Origin of the sequence: Paracoccus methylarcula (genome assembly GCF_003007735.2) — a bacterium.
Taxonomy (GTDB): domain Bacteria; phylum Pseudomonadota; class Alphaproteobacteria; order Rhodobacterales; family Rhodobacteraceae; genus Paracoccus; species Paracoccus methylarcula.
Window position 1 is genome coordinate 1 of the sequence record NZ_PXNQ02000012.1, and the last position, 26709, is coordinate 26709.

The following is a 26709-nucleotide window of genomic DNA, read 5'->3' on the forward strand; positions in this document are numbered from 1 at the left end:
CTTCTTCTTCATGCAAGTATCCCCGGGGGGTGCCGGGGGGCAGGCAGCCCCCCGGCCATCGCGGGACGCAATCCCGCCTATCTCATCCCCACGGGCCGATTTCAGAAATCCAGCCCCAGGTCCAGCGTCCGCGCCGAATGGGTCAGCGCGCCCGAGGAAATATAGTCCACCCCGGTCGCCGCCACCTCGGCGATCCGTTCCAGCCGCATATTGCCCGAGGCTTCCAGCACCACGCGCCCCGCCGCCATGGCCACCGCCTCGCGCAGCGTGGGCGTGTCCATGTTGTCCAGCAGCACGACATCCGCGCCGCCCTCGTCCAGCACTTCGGCTAGCTGGCCGAGACTGTCCACCTCGATCTCGCAGCGGATCATATGCGATGCGCGGGCCTTGACCGCTTGCAGGACGGGGCGGATGCCGCCCGCTGCGGCGATATGGTTGTCCTTGATCAGGATCGCGTCGGACAGCGAGAAACGGTGGTTGAAGCCGCCGCCATGCAGCACCGCCTGTTTCTCGACCAGCCGCAGGCCCGGCGTGGTCTTGCGGGTGCAGGTGATGCGGGTTGCGCTCCCTTGGGTTCGGGCGACGAAATCGGCGGTCAGGCTGGCGATGCCGCACATCCGGCCGGCGAAATTCAGCGCCACCCGCTCGGCCGAGAGGATCGAGGCGGCGCTGCCCTCGATCTCCATCAGCAGCCCGCCGGGTTCGAAACCGGTGCCGTCCGGGCAGGCGATGCGCAGCGCCAATCCCGGATCGACCAGCCGAAAGGCCATCGCGGCCAGCTGCATCCCCGAGGCCACGCCCGCCTCGCGCGCGCGCAGATGGGCGGTATAGCGCAGATCCGCCGGGATGACCGTGCGCGTGGTGATGTCGCCCTGGCTGCCCAGGTCCTCGGCCAGCGCGGCACGGACCAGGGGTTCGACAAGCAGGTCGGGCAGGGGCGGGATCATGGGGTGGTCTCCGGTGAAAACGCGTCTCGGATCGCCATGGCCTCGGCCAGTGAGAGCCGGCTGCGGCGGGGCTCGGGCAGGCTGCCGGGGAAATCGCGGCGGCAATGCGCGCCTCGGCTTTCCTCGCGTTGCAGGGCGGCGGCGGCGATCAGCGTGGCGGTGGCGGTCATGTTGGAGAGCGAGGGGCAGTCGGGTTGCGCCGCCTCGATCGCAGCGATCTCGCGCAGGCAGCGGGTCAGGCCCTCCGCGTCACGCAGCACCCCGGCGCCCTCGGTCATGGCATGGCGCAGGCGCGAGACCAGCACCGGGTCGGGCAGGGGGGCGCCGGGCAGATCGGGCAGGTGCAGCGGCGCGGCCCTGTCCGGTCCAGGCCCCAAGGCAACCGTGATGTCCCGTGCGCAGCGTGCCGCGAAGACCAGCCCTTCCAACAGCCCGTTCGAGGCCAGCCGGTTCGCCCCGTGCAGTCCCGTCGAGGCCGCTTCGCCACAGACCCACAGGCCGTCAAGGCTGGCCCGGCCATCGGCATCCGTGGCGATCCCGCCCATGTGGTAATGCGCGGCGGCGGCGATGGGGATCGGTTGCGTGACCGGGTCGATCCCGGCCTTTTCGCAGGCTCCCGCAAGGGCGGGAAACTCGGTCAGGACGCGCGAGCCAAGGCAGGCGCGGCAGTCCAGCATCGGTTCCAGACCGGCCTGCGTCTGTGCATAGACCGCGCGGGCGACGATATCGCGGGGGGCAAGCTCGGCATCCGGGTGAACGCCCTGCATGAAGCGTTCGCCCTTGCGGTTGACCAGCCATGCGCCCTCGCCCCGCAGGGCCTCGGTCGCCAGCGGGGCGGGGTCGATGCCGCAGGCAAGCGCGGTGGGGTGGAACTGCACGAATTCCGCATCGGCGATCATCGCCCCCGCCCGCGCCGCCATGCCGATCACCTGCCCGCGAATGCGCAGGGGATTGGTCGTCACCGCATAGAGCCCGCAGGATCCGCCCCCCGCCAGCAAAACGGCAGGGGCGGTGATTGTCACCGGGGCAGAGCCATCCGCACGGGCAATATCGACGCCGGTGACGCGGCCTGCATCCACCTGCAACCCGGTGGCGAGCATCCCCTCCAGCACCTGCACCGAGGGCGTGGCGCGCAGGGTGGCGACCAGCGCGCGCATGATCTCGGCCCCGGCCTGGTCGCCTTTCACGCGGACGACACGGGCGAAGCTGTGCGCCGCCTCGCGCGACATGACATAGCCGCCATCCGCGTCACGGTCGAAAGGCGCGCCAAGCCCGGTCAGGTCGAGGATATGGTTGCGCGCCGCCTCGGTCACGATCCGCGCCACATCGGCATCGACAGTTCCCGCCCCCGCCCGCATCGTGTCGCTTGCATGGGCGGCGGCACTGTCTGCCGGGTCCATCGCCGCCGCGACGCCGCCAAGCGCCCACGCAGAGCTTGCGCCCTGACCCAGGCTCTCAGGCGAGATCATCAGCACCGGGCGCGGGGCAAGGTTCAGCGCGGCATAGATCGCCGCCAGTCCCGCACCGACGATCACGATCCGGTCGCTCGCGATTTGCGGCATATGCGTGGCCCCTCAGCCGGCCAGACGGCGCGACAAGTCGATCATCCGCTGCACCGCCAGCCGCGCGCGACCGGCTATCTGCGGGTCCACCTCGACCGCGCCAGTCATGCTGTGCAAGGACCAAAGCACCTTTTCCAGCGTGATCTTCTTCATATAGGGGCACATGTTGCAGGGGCCGAGAAACTCGACCTCGGGGAAGGCGTCCGAGATATTCGTCGCCATCGAGCATTCGGTGACCAGCATGGTCTTTTCCGGCTTCTCGCGGCTGACCCAATCGATGATGCCCGAGGTCGAGCCGGCGAAATCGGCCTCGGCCACGACATCGGGCGGCATTCGGGATGGGCGATGATCTTCAGCCCCGGGTTCCAGTCGCGGAAATCGCGCAGGTCCTGCGGGGTGAAGCGTTCATGCACGATGCAGGCACCGTCCCACCAGACGACGCGCTTTTGCGGCACCTGTTTCGCCACGTTCTGCGCCAGGTACTTGTCGGGCGTCATGATGACGGTGTCGCCCTCCATCGCGGCGACGATCTGCGCGGCATTGGCGGAGGTGCAGCAGATATCGGAGGCGGCCTTCACCTCGGCGGTGGTATTGACATAGCTGACCACCGGCGCGCCGGGATATTGCGCCCGCATCTCGGCGATGCCCTCGGCGGTGATGCTTTCGGCCAGCGAGCAGCCTGCCTCCATGTCCGGCATCAGAACGGTCTTGGCGGGGTTCAGGATCTTCGAGGTCTCGGCCATGAAATGCACGCCGCATTGCACGATCACTTCGGCCTCGACCTCGGTCGCCTTGATGGCAAGCTGCAGGCTGTCGCCGACGAAATCCGCGATGCCGTGATAGATGTCGGGCGTCATGTAGTTATGCGCCAGCACCACGGCGTTGCGTTCCTTCTTGAGCCGGTTGATCGCGGCGACATAGGGGGCATGCATCGCCCAATCGGGCGGCGGCACGACGCGATCCATCCTTGCATAGATGTCCCCCATCTCCTCGGCCAGTTCGACGGAGGGGGCAAGGTCGTAATGCGCTTCAAGCTCGGCGCGAAGGTCGGTCTGGTCGAGCAATGGTCTGACACCTCTCGCAAACATGGGCGCTCGGGTGGTCGAGCGGGTCCGGTCGCTGCGCCGGAGGGCGGCGCATTCGCGCTGTTCTAGACATTGCTTGCCCCCACGGCAAGCATTCGCTGCGTTCCGGGCAGGTTTTGCTGGCCGAAACGCGGCCGAAAAGCGGGTCATCCCCCGAAAGGCGGATGATTCTGCAGATGGTGCAATCGTGGAAAATCCGGCTTCACGCCGCAGATTTCAAACCGCCCATTTCTTGGTCAGATGCCCGATTCCGGCGGTCAAGACTTGGGCGGTTCGCGTAATGCTGCGCTGCAGAGACGCTAATTCCCCCGTCAGGCTTGCATGAAGATGGCGGGTCATGGCGCTGATGCATGCGGGAAGCCACCGTATCGCCAAGGGAGCCCATATGACCGAACCTGTCCACGCACCCGCCTCGCCCGAAGAGGCCAATCGCGCCCTGATCATGTCCACCATCGCCTTTACCGCCTGTTTCGCGGTCTGGACCATCTTTTCGATCATCGGCCTGCAGATCCGCGAACAGCTTGACCTGAGCGATTCGCAATTCGGCCTGATGGTCGGGCTGCCGATCCTGACCGGCTCGCTGGTGCGGATCGTGCTGGGGATCCTGACCGACAGGCTGGGCGGGCGCATCGTCTACAGCCTGACCATGCTGACCGCCGCCGCCTCGACGCTGCTGCTGTCATTCGCCCAGACCTATCCGCAGGTGCTGCTGGCCGCCACCGGCGTCGGCATGGCGGGCGGCTCCTTCGCGGTGGGTGTCGCCTATGTGTCGCGCTTCTACCCGGCGGGACGGCAGGGCACGGCGCTTGGCATCTTCGGGGTCGGCAATGTCGGCGCGGCGGTGACCAAGTTCGTCGCGCCCTTCGTGATGATCGCGGTCGGCTGGCAGGGCACCGCGCAGATCTGGGCGCTGCTGCTGGTGGCCATGGCGGCGCTGTTCTGGTTCACCACCTATGACGATCCCGACAGCTTCGCCCGCCATCACGGCACCGCCCCAAAGGCGCAGCCGCGCAGCCTGTCGGCAGAGCTTTCGCTGCTGAAGAACCTGCAGGTCTGGCGCTTTTCCTTCTATTACTTCTTCGCCTTCGGGGCTTTCGTCGCGCTGGCGCTGTGGCTGCCGCATTACCTGATCGAGGTTTACGGCTTCGACGTGAAGACCGCCGGGATGATCGGCGCGGCCTATTCCATCCCGGCCTCGGTCTTCCGCGCCTATGGCGGGGTGCTGTCGGACCGGATCGGCGCGCGGCGGGTGATGTACTGGACCTTTGCCGTCTCGCTGGCGGTCACGGCGGTCCTGTCGCTTCCCGGTGGGCTGCCGCCGCTGCTTTTCGTGGTCGCGATCTTTGTGCTGGGCTTCTTCATGAGCCTCGGCAAGGCTGCCGTCTACAAACACGTGCCCAGCTATTACCCGCGGAATGTCGGCGCGGTCGGCGGGCTGGTCGGCATGATCGGCGGCTTGGGCGGTTTCTTCCTGCCGCTGCTGTTCGGCTGGCTGCGCGACGAGACCGGGCTCTGGTCAAGCTGCTTCATGGTGCTGTTCGTGCTGGTCGCCATCGGTTTCGGCTGGATGCATCTGTCGATCCGCCGCCTTGACCGCGCCGCTGTCCCGCAAGCTGCCTGAAAGGAGCCATGCGATGAAAAAGAAACTCGTCATCATCGGAGCCGGGATGGCCTCGGGCCGGATGCTGGAGCATCTGTTCGACGCGGCCCCCGATCTTTACGACGTCACCCTGTTCAACGAAGAGCCGCGCGGCAATTACAACCGCCTGATGCTGTCGCCGGTCCTGTCGGGCGAAAAGACCTATGAAGAGATCGTCACCCATGACGCCGACTGGTATGAAGCCCATGGCGTGACCTGCCGCTTCGGCGAGCCGGTGGTCAGGATCGACCGCGAGGCCAAGTTGGTCCATACGAACCAGGGTTCGGCTGAATATGACGCGCTGGTCATCGCCACCGGCTCGGCGCCCTTCATCATTCCCGTGGTTGGCAAGGAACTGCCCGGCGTCGTCACCTATCGCGATCTCGAAGATACCCACGCGATGATCGATGCCGGTGTCGCGGGCAAGGATGCCGTGGTGATCGGCGGCGGGCTGCTGGGGCTGGAGGCGGCGGCGGGCATGGCCGCGCGCGGCGCCAGCGTCACCGTGATCCACCTGATGGGCCACCTGATGGAACGGCAGCTCGATCCGGCGGCGGGCTACCTGCTGAAGAAGGACCTGGAGAGCCGCGGCATCAAGGTGCATTGCGAAGGCGCGACCAAGGCGATCCTTGGCCATGAGCGGGCCGAGGCCGTGCTGCTGGAAGACGGCACCGTCTACCCGGCGGACCTGGTCTGCATGGCCGTGGGTATCCGCCCCGAGACGCGCATCGCCGTGGATGCCAAGCTGGAGGTCGAGCGCGGCATCACCGTCGATGACAGCATGCGCACCACCGATCCCTCGATCTTCGCGCTTGGCGAATGCGTCGAGCATCGCCAGCAGCTTTTCGGCCTTGTCGCGCCGCTTTACGATCAGGCCAAGGTGCTGGCGAAAACCCTGCAGGGCGAGGCCGCCGAGTTCCGCCCCGTCCAGACCGCGACCAAGCTGAAGGTCACCGGCTGCGACCTGTTCAGCGCCGGGGATTTCGCCGATGGCGAAGGGCGCGAGGATATCGTCTTCCGCGATCCGGGGCGCGGCATCTACAAGCGGCTGGTGCTTGAATACAACCGCATCATCGGCATCGTCATGTATGGCGACACCGCCGACGGCAACTGGTTCTATGGTCTGCTGAAGGACGGAACCGATGTCAGCGAGATGCGCGACACGCTCATATTCGGCCCCGCCTTCCAGGGAGGGGGTGCGCCGGACCCTATGGCGGCCGTTGCAGCCTTGCCGCCTGAGGCGGAGATCTGCGGCTGTAACGGCATTTGCAAGGGTCAGATCGTTCAGGCGGTTCAGGGCGGCGCGGTGACGCTTGACGCCGTGCGCGCGCAGACCAAGGCCAGCAGTTCCTGCGGGACCTGCACCGGGCTGGTCGAGCAGGTGATGCAATTCACGCTAGGCGATGATTTCGCCGCCTCCGCCCCCTCGGGCATGTGCGGCTGCACCGATCACAGCCACGAGGATGTGCGCAGGCTGATCAAGTCGATGGGGCTGAAATCCATTCCCGCGGTCATGCAGGAACTGGGCTGGAAAACCCCCGGCGGCTGTCATTCCTGCCGCCCGGCGCTGAATTTCTACCTGCTGGCCGAATGGCCGACCGAATACCAGGACGACCGTCAGAGCCGCTTCGTCAACGAGCGCAACCACGCCAATATCCAGAAGGACGGCACCTATTCCGTCGTGCCGCGCATGTGGGGCGGGGTGACAACGCCCGCCGAGCTGCGCGCCATCGCCGATGCCGCCGACAAGTATGACGTGCCGATGGTCAAGGTCACCGGCGGCCAGCGCATCGACCTTCTGGGCGTCCGCAAGGAGGATCTGCCGCATATGTGGGCCGATCTGAACGAGGCCGGGCTGGTGTCGGGGCACGCCTATTCCAAGGGGCTGCGGACGGTCAAAACCTGCGTCGGCAAGGATTTCTGCCGTTTCGGCACGCAGGATTCGACCGGGCTCGGCATAAGGCTGGAAAAGCTGCTTTGGGGATCCTGGACACCGCACAAGGTCAAGCTGGGCGTGTCGGGCTGCCCCCGGAACTGCGCCGAGGCGACCTGCAAGGATGTCGGCGTGGTCTGCGTCGATTCCGGCTACAATATCAGCGTCGCCGGTGCGGCGGGCATGGAGGTGAAAGAGACCGAGCATCTCGCCTCGACCCCGTCCGAGGACGAGGCGGTCCAGATCATCACCGCCTTCATCCAGCTTTACCGCGAGCACGCCAAATACCTGGACCGCCCCTATAAATGGGTCGCCAAGGTCGGGCTGGACTGGGTGATCGAGCGTGTCGTCGATGACCTTGCCGGGCGGCAGGCGCTGGTCGAGCGGTTCGAGCTGAGCCAATCCGTCTATCGCAAGGACCCATGGGCCGAGCATTCCACCGACCGGGAGCGCGCCAAATGGGCCCCGATGGCCGATTTCACGCTGGAGGCCGCGGAATGACCCAATTCGTCGATATCGGATCGTTGGAGGATATTCCCGTGCAGGGCGCCCGGCTGGTGCGCACCGCGCAGGGCTGCATCGCGGTGTTCCGCACCGCCGATGACCGGGTCTTCGCGCTGGACGACCGCTGCCCGCACAAGGGCGGCCCGCTGTCAGAGGGCATCGTCCATGGCGATCGGGTGACCTGCCCGCTGCATAACTGGGTGTTCGACATGAATACCGGCGAGGCCACGGGCGCGGACGAGGGGCAGGTGGGCACCTATGCGACCCGTGTCGAGAAGGGGCGCATCCTGATCGACGCCTCGCTGATCGCGCGCAGCAACGCGGCGTAAGCCGGAAGGAGGCGAAGATGAACAAGATGATCCTGGACGAATTGAGCCGCGACGACCTGACCGCCCTGATCCTGCGCGCCAAGAAGCGCTTGGGGCTGGGCTGGGCCGAGATCGCGGCAAGGATCGGCATGTCGCCGGTCTGGACCCATTCCGCCGCGACCGGCATGAACGCCTTTCCCGAGGACAAGGCCCGCGCCTTCGCCGAATTGCTGGGCCTGCCCGACAGCGCCGTCGATCTGCTGGTCGAAAGCCCGCTCAAGCATTGGGACCAGGCGGTGCCGACCGATCCCTGCATCTATCGCCTTTACGAGATCGTCGGGGTCTATGGCCCCACCATCAAGGCGATGATCAACGAGGAATTCGGCAATGGCATCATGTCGGCGATCGATTTCTCGATGCAGGTCGAGCGCGAGCCGAACCCAAAGGGCGACCGCGTCAAGGTCACCATGTCCGGCAAATACCTGGAATACGCAAACTGGTAGTGCCCGGCCTTCAGGGACGCCCAACAGGAAGGAAATACCATGTCTTACGTCACCCCGCCCGATTTCGCCCGGAAGATGATCGATGCCGGCGAATCCAAGGTCTTCATGTCCACCCGGGATACCTTGATCCGCGCCTATATGGCCGGCGCGATCCTTGCGCTGGCGGCGGCTTTCGCCGTCACGGTCACCGTCAATACCGGAGAGCCGCTGATCGGGGCGCTGCTGTTCCCGGTCGGGTTCTGCATGCTGTACCTGCTGGGCTTCGACCTGCTGACCGGGGTGTTCACGCTGGTTCCGCTGGCGCTGCTGGACAAGCGTAGCGGGGTCACCATGAAGGGGCTCTGGCGGAACTGGGGGCTGGTCTTCTGCGGCAATTTCGCGGGCGCCTTCACGGTCGCGGTCTTCATGGCGATCATCGTGACATTCGGCTTTTCCGAGGCTCCGAACGCGGTCGGCGAGAAGATCGGCCATATCGGCGAGGGGCGCACGCTTGGCTATGCCGCCCATGGTGCTGCGGGCATGCTGACGCTGTTCGTGCGGGCGGTGATGTGCAACTGGATGGTCTCGACCGGGGTCGTCGCGGCGATGATGTCGACCAGCGTCTCGGGCAAGATCATGGCCATGTGGATGCCGATCCTGGTGTTCTTCTACATGGGGTTCGAGCATTCCATCGTGAACATGTTCCTGTTTCCGGCGGGGATCCTGCTGGGCGGGCAATTCACCTGGCTGGATTACCTGTTCTGGAACGAGATCCCGACGGTGCTGGGCAACCTGGTCGGCGGGCTGACCTTTGTCGGCGCGATGATCTACGCGACGCATTACAAGACCACCTCGCCGCAGCTCCGCGATGCCGATGCGCATGGCGACAATGCCGCGACGATGCCTGCCGAATAGGCGGTGGCCACTATGGATCTTGGCATGATCGGACCCGTCCGCACGACCTGCCCCTATTGCGGGGTGGGCTGCGGGGTGCTGGCCCGGCCGGACGGGGCGGGCGGGCTGGAGATCAGCGGCGATCCCGGACATCCGGCCAATCGCGGCAGGCTCTGCGTCAAGGGTGCGGCGCTGGCCGAGACGCTCCGGCCCGACGGACGGCTGCTGACCCCGCGCATCCACGGGCGCGTGGCCGATTGGGACAGCGCGCTCGACCTGGTGGCGCGGCGGTTCCGGGAAACCATCGCCGAGCACGGGCCGGATTCGGTGGGCTTCTATGTCTCGGGGCAGTTGCTGACCGAGGATTACTACGTCGCCAACAAGCTGATGAAGGGCTTCATCGGCTCGGCCAATATCGACACGAATTCACGGCTTTGCATGGCCTCTTCGGTGGCCGGGCATCGCCGCGCCTTCGGCTCGGACACCGTGCCGGGGCTGTATGAGGATTTCGAGGAAGCGGAATTGGTGGTTCTTGTGGGCTCCAATCTCGCATGGTGCCATCCGGTGCTGTATCAGCGCCTGGCGGCGGCACGGGAAAAGGGGCAGGGGCCACGCGTCGTGGTGATCGATCCGCGCCGCACCGCGACCTGCGACCTTGCCGATCTGCATCTGAAGATCAAGCCGGGCGCGGACGCGGCGCTGTTCAATGCCCTGCTTGCCCGGATCGACCGGCAGGGCGCCGTCGATCGCGATTTCCTCGCCCATGTCTCGGGGATCGAGGAGGCGATCAGGGCCGCCCATGCCAGCGACCCGGCGATGACCGGGCTTTCGCTGAAGGACATGTCCCGGTTCTTCGACATGTGGGCCGGGACCGAGAAGGTCGTGACGGTCTATTCGCAGGGCATCAACCAGTCCGACAGCGGCACCGACAAGGTGAACGCGATCATCAACTGCCATCTTGCCACGGGCCGGATCGGTCGCCCCGGCATGGGGCCGTTCAGCGTCACCGGCCAGCCTAACGCCATGGGCGGGCGAGAGGTGGGCGGGCTGGCCAATATGCTGGCCTGCCACCTGGATATCGAGAACAAGGCGCATCGCGACGCCGTGCAGGATTTCTGGCAATCGCCGAGGGTGGCGCCGGGGCCGGGACTGAAGGCGGTCGAGATGTTCCGCGCCGTCGAAGAGGGCCGGATCAAGGCACTGTGGATCATCTGCACCAATCCGGCGGTAACCATGCCCGAGGCCGACCGTGTCGCCCGCGCCATCGAGGGTTGCGATTTCGTGGTGGTCAGCGACATGATGGAACAGACCGACACCACCCGGCTCGCGCATGTGCTGCTGCCCGCCACCGGATGGGGAGAGAAGGACGGCACCGTCACCAATTCCGAGCGCCGCATCAGCCGCCAGCGCCGCAGCCTGCCCCGAAGGGGCGAGGCGCGGGACGATTGGCGCATATTGGCGGATGTGGGACGGCGGATGGGCTGGGAAAGCGCGTTCGGCTGGAACTCTGCCGCCGAGGTCTTTGCCGAATATGCGGCCCTGTCCGGGCTGGCCGGGGAACTTGGCAGCGATTTCGACATTTCCGCCCATGCCGGGATCACGCCCGCCGAATATGACGCGCTGGAGCCGTTTCTCTGGCCGCAATCGGCGCGCAAGCAGGGCGGGCGCTTCTTTGGCGATGGCCGTTTCCATACGCCCGACGGCAAGGCGCGGATGGTGCCCGTCACCCCCCGCGCGCCGCAGCCGCTTGCCCCGGCCTATCCGTTCCGGCTGAATACCGGGCGGGTGCGCGACCATTGGCACACCATGACCCGCACCGCCCTGTCGCCACGGCTCAGCCGCCATCTGGCCGAGCCCTACCTGGAACTGCACCCGCAGGACGCGGCGGAACTGGGCCTGCAACCGGCGGATCTGGCCGAGCTTTGCAGCCCGCATGGCCGGGCGATCCTGCGCGTGCTGGTAAGTGACCGGGTGGCACGGGGCCATCCCTTCGCGCCGATGCATTGGACCGGGGAAACCGCGCCCTCGGGCCGGATCGATGCGCTGGTGCCATGGCTGACCGATCCTTTGTCGGGTCAGCCCGCCTCGAAATCCGCGCCGGTGGCGATCCGGCCCTTCGCGGCAAGCTGGTTCGGATTCGCGATGGCCGCCCGCCCGTTCCGCCCCGATTGCGCCTATTGGGCGCGCGCGAGCCTGCCCGGTGGGGTTCAGGCCGAGCTGGCCGGGGTGGAAAAACCCGCCGATTGGGGGGAATGGGCCGCCACCATGTTCGGGCTGGCGGGCGAGCCGCTGGTGGTCTCCGACCGCGCACGCGGCATGCAGCGCCTTGCCTTTGTCGAAGGCGGGCGGCTGGTCGCGGCGCTGTTCACGGCGCCCGAGCCGGTGGCGCTGTCACGCAGCCATGTCGCCGGTCTGCTGGGGGCGGAATCTGACCCGGGCCTGCTCGCGGGGCGCGCCGGCGCCGATCAGCCGGACGATGGGGCCACGGTCTGCGCCTGTTTCGGGGTGGGGGTGAACCGCATCGCGCGGGCCATCGCCGAGCAGGGTCTGGTCACGGTCGAACAGGTCGGCGCGGCCCTGCAGGCGGGCAGCAATTGCGGTTCCTGCCGCCCCGAGATCCGGGCATTGATCGAGCGCAGCCTTGCCGAGGCGGTCTGAACCGCCCGGACCGGTTTCCGGCGGGGCCGTGCGGTAGGACGGCCCGGATTTCGTGCGGGGCATGATGGGCGCAGGTGTGGACGCATAGCGGTCACCCGGCTTGCGGGACCGTCAAGTCCAAAGATCGGCCCCGGCATCGTCCTGGCCCGGGGAAGGGGCGGGCGTCAGCCCGGCAAGGCGCTGCAGCTGCGCCCGCAGGGCCATGCCCTCCGCGGCCCCGACCGGATCGCAGATCACCCCCGGTTCGACAGTCTCGGCAAGGCGCGCCAGGAAATTCGACAGCCCTTCGAGCCCCTGCCGGATCGCATCGGCACGCTGAAGCCCGTCAAGCGCGCCCATATCCGTCACCGTCAGCGCCTGCCCGATCGCCCGGTCCAGCGCGGTAATGTCATTGGCCAGCGTTCCCGCCTCTTCCGCCACGCGGCACAGGACCCTCCGCAGCGGCTCTGCCCCGGCTGCGGATGCAAAGGTTTCGTCCGCAGGGTTCATTGCAGCTTGCCCGTTACCGTTTCGATGCATTTCAACAGATCCTCCTTGGTGAAGGGTTTGGCGATGAAATTGTTCATCCCGGCCTTCTGCCCGCGCGCGATCATCGCGCGATTGGCGGTGCCGGTGATCAGGATGAAACCGATGCGCTGCGTGCTCTTGTTCCCGCGCAGCGCCTCGAGCAGCGCCAGCCCGTCCATGCCCGGCATGTTGTAATCCGAGATCACCAGGTGGACCGGCGCGGCGGCCAGCTTTCGAAAGGCGGTCTCGCCATCCGATTCATATTGCACATTGGGTATCTTCGCCCAGTCTAGCGCCTGCTCGATCAGGGCCCGGCTGACGGTCATGTCATCCACCACCATCACACGCAGTTGTGATTTCAGGGGCATTTTCTTCTCCTTCAAGGCAAGGGGGGTGGCGGGGTGGAGTTGCGGCGGTAGCAGGTCGCGCCGGCCGGCTCGAAAAGATCGGCTGCCGGGCCGTCCAGCCGTTCGCAATGGCCGATGAACAGGTATCCGCCGGGCGCGATCTGGCGGGCGAAACGCTGCCACAACCGCTGCCGGGCCCCGGTTTCGAAATAGATCACCGCATTGCGGCAGAAGATCACGTCGAAGCGCCCCGAGAAGGGCCAGGGATCATGCAGGTTCAACTCGGCGAAGCGCATGATGCCGCGCAGCTCGTCCCGCACCGTGCAGGACTCGCCGTCGCGGGTGAAGAACCGCTGCAGCCGCCTGACCCCGACCGGGCGCAGGCCGTCGCGGGCGTAGCGCCCGGCCGCGGCGCGGGCGATCATCCCGGGATCGATATCCGAGGCGAGGATCCGGACATCGTGCCGGGCGGCATCCGGGAAGGTCTCCAACAGCGTGATGGCGATCGAATAGGCCTCTTCGCCGGAAGAACAGGCCGCCGACCATAGCCGCAGCCGCCGCCCGGCCTTTGCCTTCGCGGCCAGGGGCGGCAGGATCTCGGTGGCGAGTGACCGGAAATGATGCGCCTCGCGGAAGAAGGCGGTGACATTGGTGGTGATCGCCGACATCAGGTGGCGCCGCTCCGCCGGGCCGTCCATGCCTTCGAGCCTGTCGCAATAGGCCTGGTAATCGGGCAGCCGCAAGGCCCTGAGCCGCCGGTTGAGGCGCGCCACCATGAGGCCGCGCTTGGCGGTGGTCAGGACGATGCCGCTGTCCTGCCGCACGATCTCGGCCAGCTTGAGGAACTGGCTGTCGGACAGGACCGGCTCGGCGATGGGGTGCATCACGGTCACGCGGCGCCTTCCTCTGGGCTGGGCAGCAGCAGGGCGAGGTCGATCTTTCGCAGGATGCGGCCATCCTCGAAGGTGATCATGGCGGTGATGTATTCGCGCGCCGGATCCGATGCGAGATCCGGCACCGCCTGGATATGCTCGTCCTCGACGGTCACGATATCCGAGACCAGATCGGCCAGCAGGCCGACGATGCGCCGCTCATGCATCGCGATGATCACCACATGGCGCTGCGACGGCTCGGTCGCACCGAATCCGAGCCGTGCCGAGAGATCGACCACCGTCACCACCGAGCCGCGCAGGTTGATCACCCCCTTGACGTAATGGGGCGCATGCGGAAGCACCGTGGTTGGCGACCAGCCGCGGATCTCGCGGACAAGGCCGATATCGATGCAGAAATCCTGGTCGGCCAGCTTGAAGGCGACGACATCGCTTTTGCCGATGGAGTTGTGGGACATTGACTCGAACATGTCTTACCCGTTCGCTGCGAGGGTCATGGCTGTCCTGCCGCGATCGTTCGACGAGGACAGGACGATTTCTTCGGGATCGATGATCAGCGCGATCTTGCCGTCGCCAAGGATGGTGGCCGCCGAAACACCCGGCACGCGGCCGTAATTCTCTTCGAGGCTCTTGATGACGACCTGGCGCTGATCGAAGATGCCATCGATCAGCAGCGCCGCACGCTTCTGGCTGTCGGTCTCGACCACGACCAGCACGCCCTCTTCCAGCGGTGCCGGATCGTCGCGCAATCCGAAGATGCAGCCGAGATCGATGATCGGGATCAGTTCGCCGCGATTGGAGAGCAGCCGCCCGCCCTGTCCCACGCCATGCAGAAGCGACGGGTTCGCCCGCATCGTCTCTTGCACGGCGTTGATCGGCAGGACCATGGTCTGGTCGCGAATCCGCCGCCGTTCCGAGGTCGATGCGCTCGGGGCCGCGCTGGAGAGCATGCTCGACAAGCTGCGGGGCGTGATCTCGAATGCCAATGCCAGCGCCAATGGCGTGGCCGAGGGCGCGCGGCAGATGTCGGCGACCGCCGATCAGCTCAACCAGGGCTCGACCGAGCAGGCCGCCGCGGCCGAAGAGGCTTCGGCCTCGATGGAAGAGATGACCGCCAATATCCGGCAATCCTCGGACAACGCGGCGCAGACCGAGAAGATCGCAACCCAATCCGCGAAAGAGGCCGCCGAAAGCGGCGAGGCCGTGGATGAAGCCGTGCGGGCGATGAAGACCATCGCCGAGAAGATCAACATCATCCAGGAGATCGCCCGACAGACCGACCTGCTGGCCCTGAACGCCGCCGTCGAGGCCGCCCGTGCCGGACAGCATGGCAAGGGCTTTGCCGTGGTCGCCTCGGAGGTGCGCAAGCTGGCCGAGCGCAGCCAGCAGGCCGCCGGCGAGATCAGCGAATTGTCCGGGCGCACCGTCGAGGTCAGCCAGAAGGCCGGCGAGATGCTGTCCTCGCTGGTGCCCTCGATCCAGCGCACCGCCGACCTGGTGCAGGAGATCAGCGCCGCCGCGCGCGAGCAGAATATCGGCGTCGAACAGATCAACACGGCGATCCGCGAACTCGACGCGGTGATCCAGCAGAACGCATCGGCCTCGACCGAGGCGGCCAGCGTCTCCGAAAGCCTCGCGACCCAGTCCGAACAGCTTCGCGGCGTGATCTCGTTCTTCCGCTTGGGTGACGAGGCCGGGAAACCGGCGCGGAAACCCTCTGCCGCTCCCGTCCAGCAGATCGCGGATCCCATGCCCCGGCCTGCGGCGAACAGCGCGGCATCGCCCGCCGAGCCCGCCATGGTCGCGAATGCCCGGCCGGGCGGGGTCATGCTGGACCTGGGCGATGGCCAGGTCTCCGACGCCGATTTCATGCGCTATTGATCCGCAGGCCGGGGCGCGGGCGATTGCGTCCCCGCCCCGGTCCTCCCGTCTCTTTCCCTCACCGGCCCGAGGGGCGCGCAGCCGCCCCCGCCCCCTGCTCCGGAGCGTTTGCCATGTCCGAGCTTCAAACCGATGCGCGCCCCTCTTCGATCGATTCCTGGATGGAAGAGGATGACGGCGCCGAAACGCTTGAGCCGCATACCTATGTCACCCTTGAACTGGCCGGCCAGGTCTTTGCGGTCGATGTGGGCAATGTCCGTGAAATACTTGACCTGCAACCGATTTCCCGGCTTCCCAATGCGCCGGCGGATCTGCTGGGCATGATCGATGTGCGCGGCGAGGGGATCGCGGTGATCGATCTGCCCAGCCAGTTGGGCCTGATGCATCAGGCCAATCCCGAGGATGCCCGGATCGTCGTGTTCGAGCTTGGCCCCGAGCCGCGCAAGCCGATCGGGGTGATCGCCGACCGGGTGCTGAGCGTGGTGGCGATCGCCAAGGCCGATATCGAGCCGGCACCCGATGCCATGTCCCGCTGGCGCTCTGACGCGATGATCGGGGTGGCGCGGATCGACGGACAGTTGACGATGATGCTCGCGCTGGACCGGCTGTTCGGCGTCGCGGCATCCGGACTGTTTGATTTCGCGTGACCGGCATGGCGCAGAACCCGCTCTCCACTGCCACGCCCCGCCTTCACCCCAGGCAGGCCCGGACCCTGGTCGAGATCGCCAGGAAGATTACCGGCGTCGCGGTCTCGACGGACAAGATCTCGTTCCTGGAATTGCGGGTCAGCCGCCGCCTGCGAGAACTCGGATGCGCGGATTACGACAGCTATATCGCCAAGTTGCACGGGCCTGACGGAATGGCCGAGGCCCGCTACCTGGCCGAGGCGCTGACCACCCATACGACCAGCTTCTTTCGCGAGAAGGTCCATTACGACTGGCTTGCGCGCGAAGGTCTGCCGAACCTGGCCGAGGCGGGTGCGGGAACCGGCTACAAGCTGACGATCTGGAGCGCGGCCTGCTCCCTGGGATCCGAGATGTGGACAGCGGCCATGGTGCTGGACCAGTTTTCCCAGACCCGGAAGGGCGGGCTGTCCTGGGGTGTCGTGGGAACCGACGTGTCAAGGCAGATCCTGCGGCAGGCCGCCACCGCCGTTTTCACCGAGGACCAGGTCACCGGCATTCCCGCAGAGCTGCGGCGCAGCTATCTGATGCGCTCGCGCGGCGAGCCCCGGCTGTACCGGATCGTGCCGGAACTGCGCAGCCGGGCGCAGCTTGCCTGGGCCAATCTCGTCGATCTGGACCGGACGCTGAAACTTACCGCGGATGTCGCCTTCCTGCGCAATGTGCTGATCTATTTCCAGCCCGAGGATCAGCGGCGCGCGGTGGCCAATGTCGTCTCGCGGCTGCGGGACGGCGGCTATCTGCTGACCGGCCATTCCGAAAGCCTTGCCGATCCGCCCGCCAATCTGCGCCAGGTCGCCGCCTCCACCTATCAGAAGGTCTGAAGCCCATGTCCGATACCGCCCACCGACCCATCCGGGTGCTGATCGTCGATGACAGCGCCGTGGTCCGCCAGACGATGGCCGAGCTGATCGGCTCGGATCCCGGGCTAGAGGTGATGGGCACCGCCGCCGATCCTTTCGCCGCGGCGGCGAGCATCGCAAGGCAGCGGCCCGATGTCATCACGCTGGACGTGGAAATGCCAAGGATGGACGGCGTGACCTTCCTGCGCAAGCTGATGGCGCAGCATCCCATCCCGGTGGTGATGTGTTCCTCGCTGGTGGGGGCAAATACCGAAACCCTGCAGCAGGCGCTGTCGGCCGGGGCGGTGGAGGTCATCTGCAAGCCGCAGATGGGCGTGAAGGGCTTTCTCGAAGACAGCAGGACGGTGCTCTGCGACGCGATCAAGGCGGCGGCGCAGGCCAGGCTGTCCCGGATGCGTCCCGCGCCGGTCCAGGCCAAGCTGTCGGCCGACGCGGTGCTGTCGCCGCCCTCGTCCTCCGCCATGGTCAAGACGACCGAGACGATCATCGCCATCGGTGTCTCGACCGGGAGGACCGAGGCGGTGCGCTCGGTGCTCGAGGCGATGCCGGCGAACTGTCCTCCGATCGTGGTGGTGCAGCATATGCCCGAGCATTTCACCGCCGCCTTCGCGCGCCGCCTGGACGGGCTGTGCGGGATCAGCGTGAGCGAGGCCAGGCATGGCGACCGGATGCTGCGCGGCCATGCGCTGATCGCGCCGGGCAACCGCCATACCCTGCTGACCCGCAGCGGCGCGACCTATTGCGTCGAGCTGCGCGACGGCCCGCTGGTGTCGCGGCACCGGCCCTCGGTCGATGTGCTGTTCCGCTCGGTGGCGCGGGCGGCGGGGCGCAACGCGGTCGGGCTGATCATGACCGGGATGGGCGATGACGGTGCGCGTGGCCTGCTGGAGATGCGCCAGGCCGGGGCGCGCACATTGGGGCAGGACGAGGCAAGCTGCGTCGTCTACGGCATGCCCAACGAGGCCCGCAAGCTGGGTGCGGTCGAGGAAGAACTGCCATTGTCGCGCTGGCGGCGATGTTGCTGCGCAAGGCGGGCGAGTGAGGGAAGGATGCGGCCGCGATGCGGAAAGGGATGACGGAGACGGATATGAAACCAGCGGATGTTGCGATCACGGCTTCGGCGTCAACCGGACTGACCGGTTTGCGCCGGACCAGCCAGGGCCGGTTCGAGCAATTGACAGAGGTCCTGGGCAGGGTGCATCGCGCGCTGCACGGGATCGGCGGCGATTTCGACCGTCTCACGCGGCTGGTGGACGAGGTGGGCGCGGCCCGTGGCGGCACCGGGGCGCTGCGCGACGCCTGCAGCAGCCTTGCCGAGCTGCTGGGCGCCGCGCATGCCGCGATATCGGTGCCCGATCTGTCCCATGCCATCGTCGACGGGCTGGATGCGGTCGAGACCCTGCGCCGCGAATGCCGGCAGCTCAACGCGATCGCCTCGATGACGCGGGTCACCGGCTATTCGCTCGATATCGATGCGATCGAGGATTACATCGTGACCCTGCGGGGGATGATCGAGCGCTTGTCCTCGACGACGATGGCGGTGCAGGAGGGGCTGGTCAGCATCGGCACGGCGGTCAGGCAGGCCACCGGCCAGCTGGGCACCGCCGCCTCCTGCGCCCGGATGGCGATGGATGCTCAGCGGCAGGAGCGGACGGTGCCCGAGATGGAGGCGGTCTGCGGTTCGGCGGGAACCCTGGCAGAGCAGTTGCGCGGCAGCACGCAGTCGAACACCGCCGTGCTGATGACCGGAATCCAGTTCTCGGACGCTTTCGCGCAGCGGCTGGATCATATCGAGACCATCCTGCAGGCCGCCGATGCCGAGCCGCCCGCCGCCGCCCTGGCCGCCGCTCAGATCTCGGCGCTCGCGGCGGATGCCTCGGAAATGCTGGCCGCGACGCAGGTGGCGCTCGAACAGCTCGGCACGATCGGGCAGGCCGCCGCCGATTCGCTGACCGGGGATACCGGCGCGCAGGCGGCGCAGCTTCTGGCCGGGTGGCGCGCGGAACTGGATGACGGGCACCAGATCGAAAGGCTCGTCGCACCCGCCCTCGAAGGCGCCATGGCGGCGGTCGAGAATATCGATACCGTCATCGCCGACGCGCGCGGGAATCTCGAGACATTGTCCTCCACGGCGCTGGAGGTCAGCCTCGCCACCGTCAATGCGGGGCTTCTGGCCCGGCGCAGCGGCTCGGCGAAATCGGCCATGGACGTGTTGTCGACAACCGTGCGGGAACGCGCGGATGCCTGCAACGAGCTGCATCACCGCTGCCGCAGCAGCTTTGGCCGGATCGACAGCCATACCCAGCAGGCAGATTTCAGCCAGCTGAGCGCCGAGGCGGGGCAGTTGAGCACCCTGATCGCCCGTGCCGATGCCGATCTTGCGCTGGCATCCGAGATGTTCGCCCGGCTCGAAGCCATGCAGCAGGCGGCAAGGCAAAGCGCGGCCACGCTCCAGCATGCTGTGGATGACGGGCTGCAGCTGCTGGCGAGCCTGCCGGAGCTGATCGCCGAGATCGAGGCCCATGTTCCCAAGGGAGCGGATGCCGTGCTGGCCCCGGAGGATGCCGCGATGCTGGTGCCATTCCAGTCGCTCTACACGATGGACCGCGAGCGCGAGATCCATGCCGGTCTCGTCGGCGAGACGCTCCGCTCCGCCACTGCCGCGCCGGTGGCCGAACCGCAGACCCTGGACGATATCTTCTTCTGATCCCGGTCCCGGCGATGCGATTTCCCCGATGCCGGATCGCGGCTTCGGCTTGACAACCGCCCCGGCTGTGCCGCAGGTGAGGGTTGCGTTGGTTCCTGCCCCCGGGCAGGCGAAGAGGGAATGCGACAGGCAGGGCGAAGGATGCCTTGTCCAAGCGCAGCCGCCCCCGCGACCGTGACCGGACAGGTCGCCCAGGCCACTGGCAAATAGCCGGGAAGGTGGGTCGACCGTTGGGGAAACCCAGGATCCGCAAGCCGGGAGACCTGCCAGCGCCGGTTGTTGACGGGCGGACGGGGTGATCCGCGACCGGCAGGCGAAAGGCTGGCCACGCGCTGCTTTCGTCCTTCTGGCCCCACCCCTTGCGCCGTGATTGGGAAAGGGGCCGCGATGCGCGCCATATTGCATGTCTGCACCACCTGCCGGGGCATCGACCCGGACGCGCCTCTGGAACCACGCCCCGGCGCGCGGCTGCATGACACCCTGTCCCTGTCCGACCTGCCCGAAGGAGTCGAGCTGCGCCCGGTCGAATGCCTCTCTGCCTGCTCGATGGGCTGCTCGGTCGCGCTATCGGCGCCCGGAAAGTGGTCCTATGTCTATGGCCGCCTGACCCCTGACGATGCCGCCGACATCCTGGCCGGTGCCGGGGCCTATGCCGCCGCCCCCGACGGGCTCGTGCCGTGGCGCGAGCGCCCGGTGATTTTCCGCAAGCAAAGCCTTGCCCGCATCCCCCCGCAGGAGTGATCCATGACCGATCTGACCAAGACCCCCGTCACCGTCATCACCGGCTTTCTGGGCTCGGGAAAGACCACCCTGGTCCGCCACCTGATGCAAAACCCGCAGCAGGCGGCTGGCCGTTCTGGTCAACGAATTCGGCACCGTCGGCGTCGATGGCGAGATCCTGAAAGGCTGCGCCGACGATAACTGCCCGGCCGAGAATATCGTCGAGCTGTCCAATGGCTGCATCTGCTGCACCGTCGCCGATGATTTCATCCCGACGCTGGAGCGGCTGATGGCGATGCCCTCAAGGCCCGATCACATCCTGATCGAGACTTCGGGGCTGGCGCTGCCCAAGCCGCTGCTCAAGGCCTTTGACTGGCCGGCGATCCGCTCGCGCATCACCGTGGACGGGGTGATCGCGCTGGCCGATGCCGAGGCGGTGGCCGCGGGCCGTTTCGCCCCCGACGAGGCTGCCGTGCAGGCTCAGCGCGAGGCCGATGACGGTCTCGACCACGAAACCCCGCTGTCGGAAGTCTTCGAGGACCAGATCGCCTGCGCCGACGTGGTGCTGTTGACCAAGCCCGACCTGGCGGGCGATGCGGGGGTGGCCGCCGCCCGCGCCGTGATCGAGGCCGAGGCACCGCGCAGGCTGCCGATCCTGGCGGTGACGGATGGCGCCATCGATCCCTCGGTGATCCTCGGCCTTGCTGCTGCGGCCGAGGACGATCTGGAGGCCCGGCCCAGCCATCACGACGGCGCCGATGACCACGAGCACGAGGATTTCGACACGGTGGTGATCGAGCTGCCGGAATTCGACGACCCCGAGACGCTGGCAAGCGCCATCGAGCGGCTGGCGGCCGAGCAGAACATCCTGCGCGTCAAGGGCCATGTCGCCATCAGGGCCAAGCCGATGCGCCTGCTGGTGCAGGCGGTGGGCGCGCGGGTGCGGCATCAATATGACCGGCCCTGGGGCGATGCCCCACGGGTTTCGCGGCTGGTGGTGATCGCCGAGCATGACGATGTCAACGAGGCCGCGATCCGTAACGTATTGCTGGGGGCCGTGCCCGCCTGATGCATATCGTTTTCCGCGAAAGCCACGGTCTGGAAGAGACCGACACCCCCTATGATCCCGGGCAGACCCCCGGCGATCTGGTGGTGCTGTCATTCTCGGACAGCGATCTCGGGGCTTTCGCGGCGGGTTGGCATCGCGCGGGCGGAGGCCTGCCCTCGCTGCGGCTGTGCAACCTCGAGGCACTGCGGCATCCGGTCTCGGTCGATACCTATGTCGAGCAGACCCTGTCCGGTGCGAAAGGCATCCTGGTCCGGCTGATCGGCGGAGAGGCCTATTGGCCCTATGGGCTGGCCTCGGTGCAGGATCTGGCGCGGCGGCGGGGGATCGCGCTGGCCGTGTTGCCCGGCGATGGCCGCGACGATCCGCGGCTGGAGTCGGTCTCGACCGTGCCCGCCTCGGTGCTGCGGCAACTCAGGCGGCTCTGCGAAGCTGGCGGAGCGGTGGCGGCGCAGGCCGCGCTGGCGCAGATGGCACTGGCGGCGGGGCTCTGGGCCGAGCCGGTCATGGGCACGACATCCATGCCGCAGATGGGGTTCTACGATCCCGGCCAGGGCGTGATCGGCGCGCCGCCCGACGACGGCCCGCTGGCCCTTGTCAGCTTCTACCGCAGCTATCTGACCGCTGCCGATACCGGCCCGATCGATGCGCTGATCCTGGGGCTGCGCGAGGCGGGTTTCAAAGCCTGCGGGGTCTTCGCGCCATCGCTCAAGACTCCGGGCTTCGGAGAATGGCTGACACGGGCCCTCCCCCGCCCCCCTGCGGTCATCGTCAATGCGACGGGCTTCTCCGCACGCATGGAAACCGGCTCCCCTTCTTCTTCATCCCAATATCCTCGGGGGGCGCGGGGGGCAGACAGCCCCCCGCCTTCGCCGGAACCCTTCGATTTCGGCTGCCCGGTCTGGCAGGTGGCGCTGTCGACCAATCGCCGCCGGGAATGGCAGCAGGCGGAACGCGGCCTGTCTCCGTCCGATCTGGCCATGCATGTTGTCCTGCCCGAGATCGATGGTCGCATTTTCGCGGGCGTGACCAGCTTCAAGGCCCCCGAGCCGCGCGACCCCGACCTGCAATTCAGCCGCTTTGCCCATCGCGCCGAGCCCGAGCGCGTCGCGGCTATCGCGGACCGGGTCAGCGCGCGGTATCGCCTTGGCACGACCGCGCCCAGGGATCGCCGGATCGCCATGGTCCTGTCCACCTATCCGGGCCGCGACTGGCAAATGGCCCATGCGGTGGGGCTGGATGCGCTGGCGTCAGCGGATGCCACGCTGCAAATGCTGGACGATGCCGGTTACGGCATCGCCGACGGTCCTTCCGCCGAAGCACTGGCCACCGAGCATATCGACTGGCCGCTGGCGGATTACCTGGCCGCGCTGGAACATCTGCCCGCCGCGCTTCGCGACGATCTGCGGGCCGAATGGGGCGAGGCGCAGGCCGATCCCGATTGCTGCGACGGCGTGTTCCGCTTTGCCGCGATCCGGCGCGGCAACCTGCTGCTGGCGCTGCAGCCCGAGCGTGGCCAGCGCGACAGCCGCAAGGACGATTACCACGACCTGACCCGCATCCCGCGCCACGCCTATGTCGCATTCTACCTGTGGCTGCGCGCGCAAGGCCTGCATGCGCTGGTCCATATGGGGGCGCATGGCACGCTGGAATGGCTGCCCGGCAACGCGGTGGCGCTGTCGGCGTCCTGCTGGCCCGAGGCGCTGGTGGGCGAGATGCCGGTGATCTATCCCTTCATCGTCAACGACCCCGGCGAAGCCGCGCAGGCCAAGCGCCGCCTTGGCGCGGTAACTCTCGGCCACCTGCCGCCGCCGATGATCGCGGCGGCCATCCCGGCGGGACTGGGCGAGCTGGAGCGGCTGCTGGACGAGTTTTCCACCGCCGACGGGCTGGACCCGGCCCGCCGCGACCGCCTGACCCGTGCGATACGTGACGAGGCTCGCGCGGCGGGTGTCGAGGCGGATCTGGGCATCCCGCTAGATGCCAGCCCCGCCGAGGCGATCGCCCGGATCGACCTGTTCGTCTGCGATCTCAAGGAAAGCCAGTTCGGCGAGGGGCTGCATGTCTATGGCTCGGGCGATTGCGGGGCGCAGGAACGCGCCGGGCTGCTGGCCGCGCTGGATGGCCGCCATGTCGCGCCCGGTCCCTCGGGCTCGCCCGCGCGGGGCCGCAGCGACGTGTTGCCCACCGGGCGGAACCTGTTCAGCACCGATCCCCGCGCCGTGCCGACCCCTGCCGCCCATGCGCAGGGCATCAAGCTGGCCGAGGAATATTTGCGCCGCCATCTGCAGGATCATGGTGACTGGCCCAGGGGGCTGGTCGTCGATCTGTGGGGCAGCGCGACCATGCGCACGGCGGGCGAGGAATTCGCCATGGCGCTGCATCTGGCGGGGCTGAAGCCGGTTTGGGATAGCGGATCGGGGCGGGTCTCGGGTGTCGAGGTGGTGCCACTCACCCTGCTGAACCGCCCCCGCATCGACGTGACGCTGCGGGTCTCGGGCCTGTTCCGCGACGTGTTCCCGGTGCTGGCGCAACTGTTCGAGACCGGTGCTGCGGCATTGGCCGGGCGCGGCGAAGACCCGGCGGACAATCCCTACCAGGCCCGCAGCCCCCGCGTCTTCGGCCCCGAACCGGGACAATACGGGCTTGGCATGGGACCGGCGGCGGATGATTTCACCGATCAGGCGCGGCAGGCGGCGGGCGAGGCATGGCTGGCCGCGTCAAGCTGGTCCATCGGCGCCGATGGCAAGGCGCGGCAGGATCGCGCGGCGCTGGAAACGCGGCTGGCGGGGGCCGACAGTTTCCTCCATGCGCAGGATCTGCCGGAAACCGACCTGCTGCTGGCCGCCGATTATGCCGCGCATGAGGCCGGTTTCGCCGCCGCCATGGCGCGGATCGGGGCGGCGGAGCCTCGCTCTATCATCTCGACGCCACGCAGCCCGACCGCCCCCGCGCCCGCAGCCTGACCGAGGAGATCGCCCGCACGGTCCGCGCCCGCGCCTCTGACCCGCGATGGGCCGACGGCATGGCCGCGCATGGGTTCCGGGGCGCGGCAGAGATCGCCGCGACGCTGGATCACCTTGCCGCTTTCGCGCATCTGGCCGGGGCGGTGCCGCCGCATCTGTTCGACCTCTATCACGACGCGACGCTTGGCCGCCCCGAGATCGTGGATTTCATGGAACAGGCCAATCCGCAGGCCCTGCAGGCGATGCGCGACCTGTTCCGCCGCCTTGCCGATGCCGGGTTGTGGTCGACCCGCCGCAACTCCATCGCGGCCTCGCTGGAGGCGGAACGATGAGCGGGGTCAGGGGATGGTGCCCCGGCGCGCTGCGGCCGATGGAATCGGGCGATGGCTGGATCACCCGCATCCGCCCGCATGGAGGGCGGCTGAGCCCATCGCAGGCCGCCGGAATCGCAAACGCCGCGCGGGATCACGGCAACGGGCTGATCGACCTGACCGGGCGTGCCAACCTGCAGATCCGCGGCGTCACGCCCGACAGCCATGCCCCGCTGATCGAGGCCCTTCGCGCGCTTGACCTGATCGATGCGGATATCGAGGCCGAGCAGCGGCGCAACATCATCGTCACTCCCTTCGCCGATCCCGAAACCGACGGGCTGGCCGCAAAGCTGGAGGCGGCGCTGACCGCCTCTGCCCTGCCCCTGCCCGCGAAATTCGGCTTTGCCGTCGATACCGGCCCCGCCCCGGTCCTGTGGGACATCCCCGCCGATATCCGGCTGGAACGGGGTGCGGATGGCCGCCTGATCCTGCGTGCCGACGGATGTCCTCATGGTGCGCCCTGCCACAGCGCTGCCGAGGCGCTGACATTGGCCGGATGGTTCCTTGCAGCGGGCGGAGCGCCCGAAGGCCGGGGGCGAATGGCCGGGTTGATCGCACGCGGAACACCACCAGCGGATGCGATACTGACACCCGCCCCTGCCCTGCCGACACCCGTTCCGGGACCTGTTCCGCAAGGGATGTTGGTTGGCCTCGAATTCGGCCAGATCGAGGCGGAAATACTTGCCGCCCTCGCCGCGCTTGGCCCGCTTCGCATGACCCCGTGGCGGATGCTGCTGATCGAGGGCGCGGGGAGGGTCCCCGCCCTGCCCGGCCTGATCGCGGAACCCGATGATCCCCGGCTGCGGCTGCGCTCCTGCACCGGCGCACCGGGATGCCGCCATGCCCATGCGCCGACCCGCGCCCTTGCCCGCCAGCTTGCCCCGCATCTGCCCAAGGGCCGGGTGCTGCATGTCTCGGGATGCGCCAAGGGCTGCGGATGGCCGCGCGCCGCCGATCTGACCCTGACGGCCACGCCCGAGGGTTTCGACCTGATCCGGGGCGGCTGCGCCTCGGACATTCCCCAGCCTCGCGGGCTGCCGCCCGCCCGACTGCCAGAGGTTCTGTGATGCCTTACGATTACGAAAAGGACGGCGCGGCGATCTATCGCCAATCCTTCGCCACGATCCGGGCCGAGGCCGACCTGGCGCGCTTCACCCCCGAAGAGGAAATCGCCGCAGTCCGCATGATCCATGCCGCGGGGATGGTCGAGCTGGCCGCGCATATCCGCTTTACCCCCGGCATGGCCATCGCCGCCCGTGCCGCGCTGGAAGGCGGCGCGCCGATCCTCTGCGATGCGCGGATGGTCAGCGAGGGCATCACCCGCGCCCGCCTGCCCGCCGGAAACGAGATCATCTGCACCCTGCCCGATCCGCGCGTGCCCGCCATGGCCCGGGACATGGGCAATACCCGTTCCGCCGCCGCGCTGGAATTGTGCGCCCGCATCTGGAGGGCGCGGTGATCGCCATCGGCAACGCCCCGACCGCGCTGTTCCACTTGCTGAACATGCTGAGCGACCCCGCCTGCCCCCGCCCCGCCGCGATCATCGGCTGCCCGGTGGGCTTCGTCGGCGCGGCGGAATCCAAGCAGGCGCTGATCTCTGCCCCGCCCGCCCCTTCGCTCATCGTCGAGGGGCGCTTGGGCGGCTCGGCCATCACCGTCGCCGCCGTCAACGCGCTGGCGAGCCGCAAGGAGTAAG

20 protein-coding genes, 4 pseudogenes and 1 riboswitch are annotated in these 26709 nt (G+C 67.7%); of the genes and pseudogenes, 16 read left to right on the forward strand and 8 right to left on the reverse strand.

The genetic code is table 11. The annotated features are described in order from the left end of the window. Positions 1-101 precede the first annotated feature (101 nt). The 3 genes and pseudogenes from nadC to nadA all read right to left on the reverse strand — a co-directional run bounded on the left by nadC (position 102) and on the right by nadA (position 3597). A complete protein-coding gene (gene nadC, locus A7A09_RS17265; protein WP_106692562.1) occupies positions 102-947 on the reverse strand; it encodes a carboxylating nicotinate-nucleotide diphosphorylase in 846 nt (281 codons plus the stop codon). Then, a complete protein-coding gene (locus A7A09_RS17270; protein WP_106692563.1) occupies positions 944-2509 on the reverse strand; it encodes an L-aspartate oxidase in 1566 nt (521 codons plus the stop codon). The genes nadC and A7A09_RS17270 overlap by 4 nt, the downstream gene beginning before the upstream one ends. A 12-nt stretch (positions 2510-2521) precedes the next feature. Continuing rightward, positions 2522-3597, reverse strand: a pseudogene (nadA, locus tag A7A09_RS17275) (quinolinate synthase NadA). A gap of 382 nt (positions 3598-3979) precedes the next feature. Here nadA and A7A09_RS17280 point away from each other — a divergent pair. The 6 genes from A7A09_RS17280 to A7A09_RS17305 are packed head-to-tail and all read left to right on the forward strand — an operon-like array spanning position 3980 to position 12012. Next, the gene (locus A7A09_RS17280) at positions 3980-5215 is read left to right on the forward strand and encodes an MFS transporter (protein ID WP_211341171.1); all 1236 of its coding nucleotides are present in this window, start codon (positions 3980-3982) and stop codon (positions 5213-5215) included. Between the two features lie 13 nt (positions 5216-5228). Further along, positions 5229-7667: a nitrite reductase large subunit NirB gene (gene nirB / locus A7A09_RS17285; RefSeq protein ID WP_106692690.1), complete on the forward strand. Its 2439-nt coding sequence runs from the start codon at positions 5229-5231 to the stop codon at positions 7665-7667. Next, positions 7664-7999 (forward strand): nitrite reductase small subunit NirD, encoded by a 336-nt coding sequence (gene nirD, locus A7A09_RS17290; RefSeq protein WP_106692564.1) that lies wholly within the window; start codon positions 7664-7666, stop codon positions 7997-7999. Before nirB ends, nirD begins: the two co-directional genes overlap by 4 nt. Before the next feature lie 17 nt (positions 8000-8016). Beyond that, complete coding sequence (gene cynS, locus A7A09_RS17295; protein ID WP_106692565.1) at positions 8017-8481, forward strand: cyanase; 465 nt, start codon at positions 8017-8019, stop codon at positions 8479-8481. 39 nt (positions 8482-8520) lie between these two features. Next, positions 8521-9375 carry a formate/nitrite transporter family protein gene (locus tag A7A09_RS17300; protein ID WP_106692566.1) on the forward strand — a complete coding sequence of 285 codons (855 nt, stop codon included), beginning with the start codon at positions 8521-8523 and terminating at the stop codon, positions 9373-9375. A gap of 24 nt (positions 9376-9399) precedes the next feature. Next, positions 9400-12012, forward strand: a complete 2613-nt coding sequence (locus A7A09_RS17305; protein ID WP_245999424.1) for a nitrate reductase — start codon at positions 9400-9402, stop codon at positions 12010-12012. Positions 12013-12123: 111 nt separating this feature from the next. Here the strand turns inward: A7A09_RS17305 and A7A09_RS17310 are convergent, their stop codons facing one another. The 5 genes from A7A09_RS17310 to A7A09_RS21155 are packed head-to-tail and all read right to left on the reverse strand — an operon-like array spanning position 12124 to position 14643. After that, on the reverse strand, positions 12124-12501 hold the full coding sequence (locus A7A09_RS17310) for a DUF8776 family protein (RefSeq protein WP_106692568.1): 378 nt from the start codon (positions 12499-12501) through the stop codon (positions 12124-12126). Further along, a complete protein-coding gene (locus A7A09_RS17315) occupies positions 12498-12887 on the reverse strand; it encodes a response regulator (RefSeq protein WP_106692569.1) in 390 nt (129 codons plus the stop codon). Before A7A09_RS17315 ends, A7A09_RS17310 begins: the two co-directional genes overlap by 4 nt. An 11-nt stretch (positions 12888-12898) precedes the next feature. Continuing rightward, positions 12899-13750, reverse strand: a complete 852-nt coding sequence (locus A7A09_RS17320; protein WP_106692570.1) for a CheR family methyltransferase — start codon at positions 13748-13750, stop codon at positions 12899-12901. A 5-nt stretch (positions 13751-13755) separates the two neighbouring features. Continuing rightward, positions 13756-14226: a chemotaxis protein CheW gene (locus A7A09_RS17325; protein WP_106692571.1), complete on the reverse strand. Its 471-nt coding sequence runs from the start codon at positions 14224-14226 to the stop codon at positions 13756-13758. Positions 14227-14229: 3 nt separating this feature from the next. Continuing rightward, entirely contained in the window at positions 14230-14643 is a 414-nt protein-coding gene (locus tag A7A09_RS21155; RefSeq protein WP_245999425.1) for a chemotaxis protein CheW, read from the reverse strand. Here A7A09_RS21155 and A7A09_RS17330 point away from each other — a divergent pair. The 10 genes and pseudogenes from A7A09_RS17330 to A7A09_RS17375 all read left to right on the forward strand — a co-directional run bounded on the left by A7A09_RS17330 (position 14642) and on the right by A7A09_RS17375 (position 26708). Beyond that, complete coding sequence (locus A7A09_RS17330; protein WP_211341173.1) at positions 14642-15637, forward strand: methyl-accepting chemotaxis protein; 996 nt, start codon at positions 14642-14644, stop codon at positions 15635-15637. The two genes, A7A09_RS21155 and A7A09_RS17330, sit on opposite strands and share 2 nt — an antisense overlap. A gap of 113 nt (positions 15638-15750) precedes the next feature. Next, the gene (locus tag A7A09_RS17335; protein WP_211341174.1) at positions 15751-16284 is read left to right on the forward strand and encodes a chemotaxis protein CheW; all 534 of its coding nucleotides are present in this window, start codon (positions 15751-15753) and stop codon (positions 16282-16284) included. A gap of 5 nt (positions 16285-16289) precedes the next feature. Further along, a complete protein-coding gene (locus A7A09_RS17340; protein WP_148043708.1) occupies positions 16290-17144 on the forward strand; it encodes a CheR family methyltransferase in 855 nt (284 codons plus the stop codon). A 5-nt stretch (positions 17145-17149) separates the two neighbouring features. Then, complete coding sequence (locus tag A7A09_RS17345; protein WP_106692574.1) at positions 17150-18259, forward strand: protein-glutamate methylesterase/protein-glutamine glutaminase; 1110 nt, start codon at positions 17150-17152, stop codon at positions 18257-18259. A gap of 11 nt (positions 18260-18270) precedes the next feature. Beyond that, entirely contained in the window at positions 18271-19890 is a 1620-nt protein-coding gene (locus tag A7A09_RS17350) for a hypothetical protein (RefSeq protein WP_148043709.1), read from the forward strand. A gap of 72 nt (positions 19891-19962) precedes the next feature. After that, a riboswitch (cobalamin riboswitch) is annotated at positions 19963-20175 on the forward strand. A 102-nt stretch (positions 20176-20277) separates the two neighbouring features. Next, a complete protein-coding gene (locus A7A09_RS17355) occupies positions 20278-20631 on the forward strand; it encodes a DUF1636 family protein (protein WP_106692576.1) in 354 nt (117 codons plus the stop codon). Between the two features lie 3 nt (positions 20632-20634). Then, positions 20635-21679 (forward strand): annotated as a pseudogene (gene cobW, locus A7A09_RS17360) (cobalamin biosynthesis protein CobW). After that, a pseudogene (cobN, locus tag A7A09_RS17365) lies at positions 21679-24974 on the forward strand (cobaltochelatase subunit CobN). Before cobW ends, cobN begins: the two co-directional pseudogenes overlap by 1 nt. Then, a complete protein-coding gene (gene cobG / locus A7A09_RS17370; RefSeq protein ID WP_106692577.1) occupies positions 24971-26080 on the forward strand; it encodes a precorrin-3B synthase in 1110 nt (369 codons plus the stop codon). Before cobN ends, cobG begins: the two are co-directional and overlap by 4 nt. Continuing rightward, positions 26080-26708 (forward strand): annotated as a pseudogene (locus A7A09_RS17375) (precorrin-8X methylmutase). The gene cobG and the pseudogene A7A09_RS17375 overlap by 1 nt, the downstream one beginning before the upstream one ends. The last annotated feature ends 1 nt before the right edge of the window (position 26709 follow it).

What these genes read in the sequence shown, in the direction of transcription:
- nadC (WP_106692562.1), bottom strand. Translation starts at nt 947, where the DNA reads ATGATCCCGCCCCTGCCCGACCTGCTTGTCGAACCCCTGGTCCGTGCC.
- A7A09_RS17270 (WP_106692563.1), bottom strand. Translation starts at nt 2,509, where the DNA reads ATGCCGCAAATCGCGAGCGACCGGATCGTGATCGTCGGTGCGGGACTG.
- A7A09_RS17280 (WP_211341171.1), top strand. Translation starts at nt 3,980, where the DNA reads ATGACCGAACCTGTCCACGCACCCGCCTCGCCCGAAGAGGCCAATCGC.
- nirB (WP_106692690.1), top strand. Translation starts at nt 5,229, where the DNA reads ATGAAAAAGAAACTCGTCATCATCGGAGCCGGGATGGCCTCGGGCCGG.
- nirD (WP_106692564.1), top strand. Translation starts at nt 7,664, where the DNA reads ATGACCCAATTCGTCGATATCGGATCGTTGGAGGATATTCCCGTGCAG.
- cynS (WP_106692565.1), top strand. Translation starts at nt 8,017, where the DNA reads ATGAACAAGATGATCCTGGACGAATTGAGCCGCGACGACCTGACCGCC.
- A7A09_RS17300 (WP_106692566.1), top strand. Translation starts at nt 8,521, where the DNA reads ATGTCTTACGTCACCCCGCCCGATTTCGCCCGGAAGATGATCGATGCC.
- A7A09_RS17305 (WP_245999424.1), top strand. Translation starts at nt 9,400, where the DNA reads ATGATCGGACCCGTCCGCACGACCTGCCCCTATTGCGGGGTGGGCTGC.
- A7A09_RS17310 (WP_106692568.1), bottom strand. Translation starts at nt 12,501, where the DNA reads ATGAACCCTGCGGACGAAACCTTTGCATCCGCAGCCGGGGCAGAGCCG.
- A7A09_RS17315 (WP_106692569.1), bottom strand. Translation starts at nt 12,887, where the DNA reads ATGCCCCTGAAATCACAACTGCGTGTGATGGTGGTGGATGACATGACC.
- A7A09_RS17320 (WP_106692570.1), bottom strand. Translation starts at nt 13,750, where the DNA reads ATGCACCCCATCGCCGAGCCGGTCCTGTCCGACAGCCAGTTCCTCAAG.
- A7A09_RS17325 (WP_106692571.1), bottom strand. Translation starts at nt 14,226, where the DNA reads ATGTTCGAGTCAATGTCCCACAACTCCATCGGCAAAAGCGATGTCGTC.
- A7A09_RS17330 (WP_211341173.1), top strand. Translation starts at nt 14,642, where the DNA reads ATGGTCTGGTCGCGAATCCGCCGCCGTTCCGAGGTCGATGCGCTCGGG.
- A7A09_RS21155 (WP_245999425.1), bottom strand. Translation starts at nt 14,643, where the DNA reads ATGGTCCTGCCGATCAACGCCGTGCAAGAGACGATGCGGGCGAACCCG.
- A7A09_RS17335 (WP_211341174.1), top strand. Translation starts at nt 15,751, where the DNA reads ATGTCCGAGCTTCAAACCGATGCGCGCCCCTCTTCGATCGATTCCTGG.
- A7A09_RS17340 (WP_148043708.1), top strand. Translation starts at nt 16,290, where the DNA reads ATGGCGCAGAACCCGCTCTCCACTGCCACGCCCCGCCTTCACCCCAGG.
- A7A09_RS17345 (WP_106692574.1), top strand. Translation starts at nt 17,150, where the DNA reads ATGTCCGATACCGCCCACCGACCCATCCGGGTGCTGATCGTCGATGAC.
- A7A09_RS17350 (WP_148043709.1), top strand. Translation starts at nt 18,271, where the DNA reads ATGAAACCAGCGGATGTTGCGATCACGGCTTCGGCGTCAACCGGACTG.
- A7A09_RS17355 (WP_106692576.1), top strand. Translation starts at nt 20,278, where the DNA reads ATGCGCGCCATATTGCATGTCTGCACCACCTGCCGGGGCATCGACCCG.
- cobG (WP_106692577.1), top strand. Translation starts at nt 24,971, where the DNA reads ATGAGCGGGGTCAGGGGATGGTGCCCCGGCGCGCTGCGGCCGATGGAA.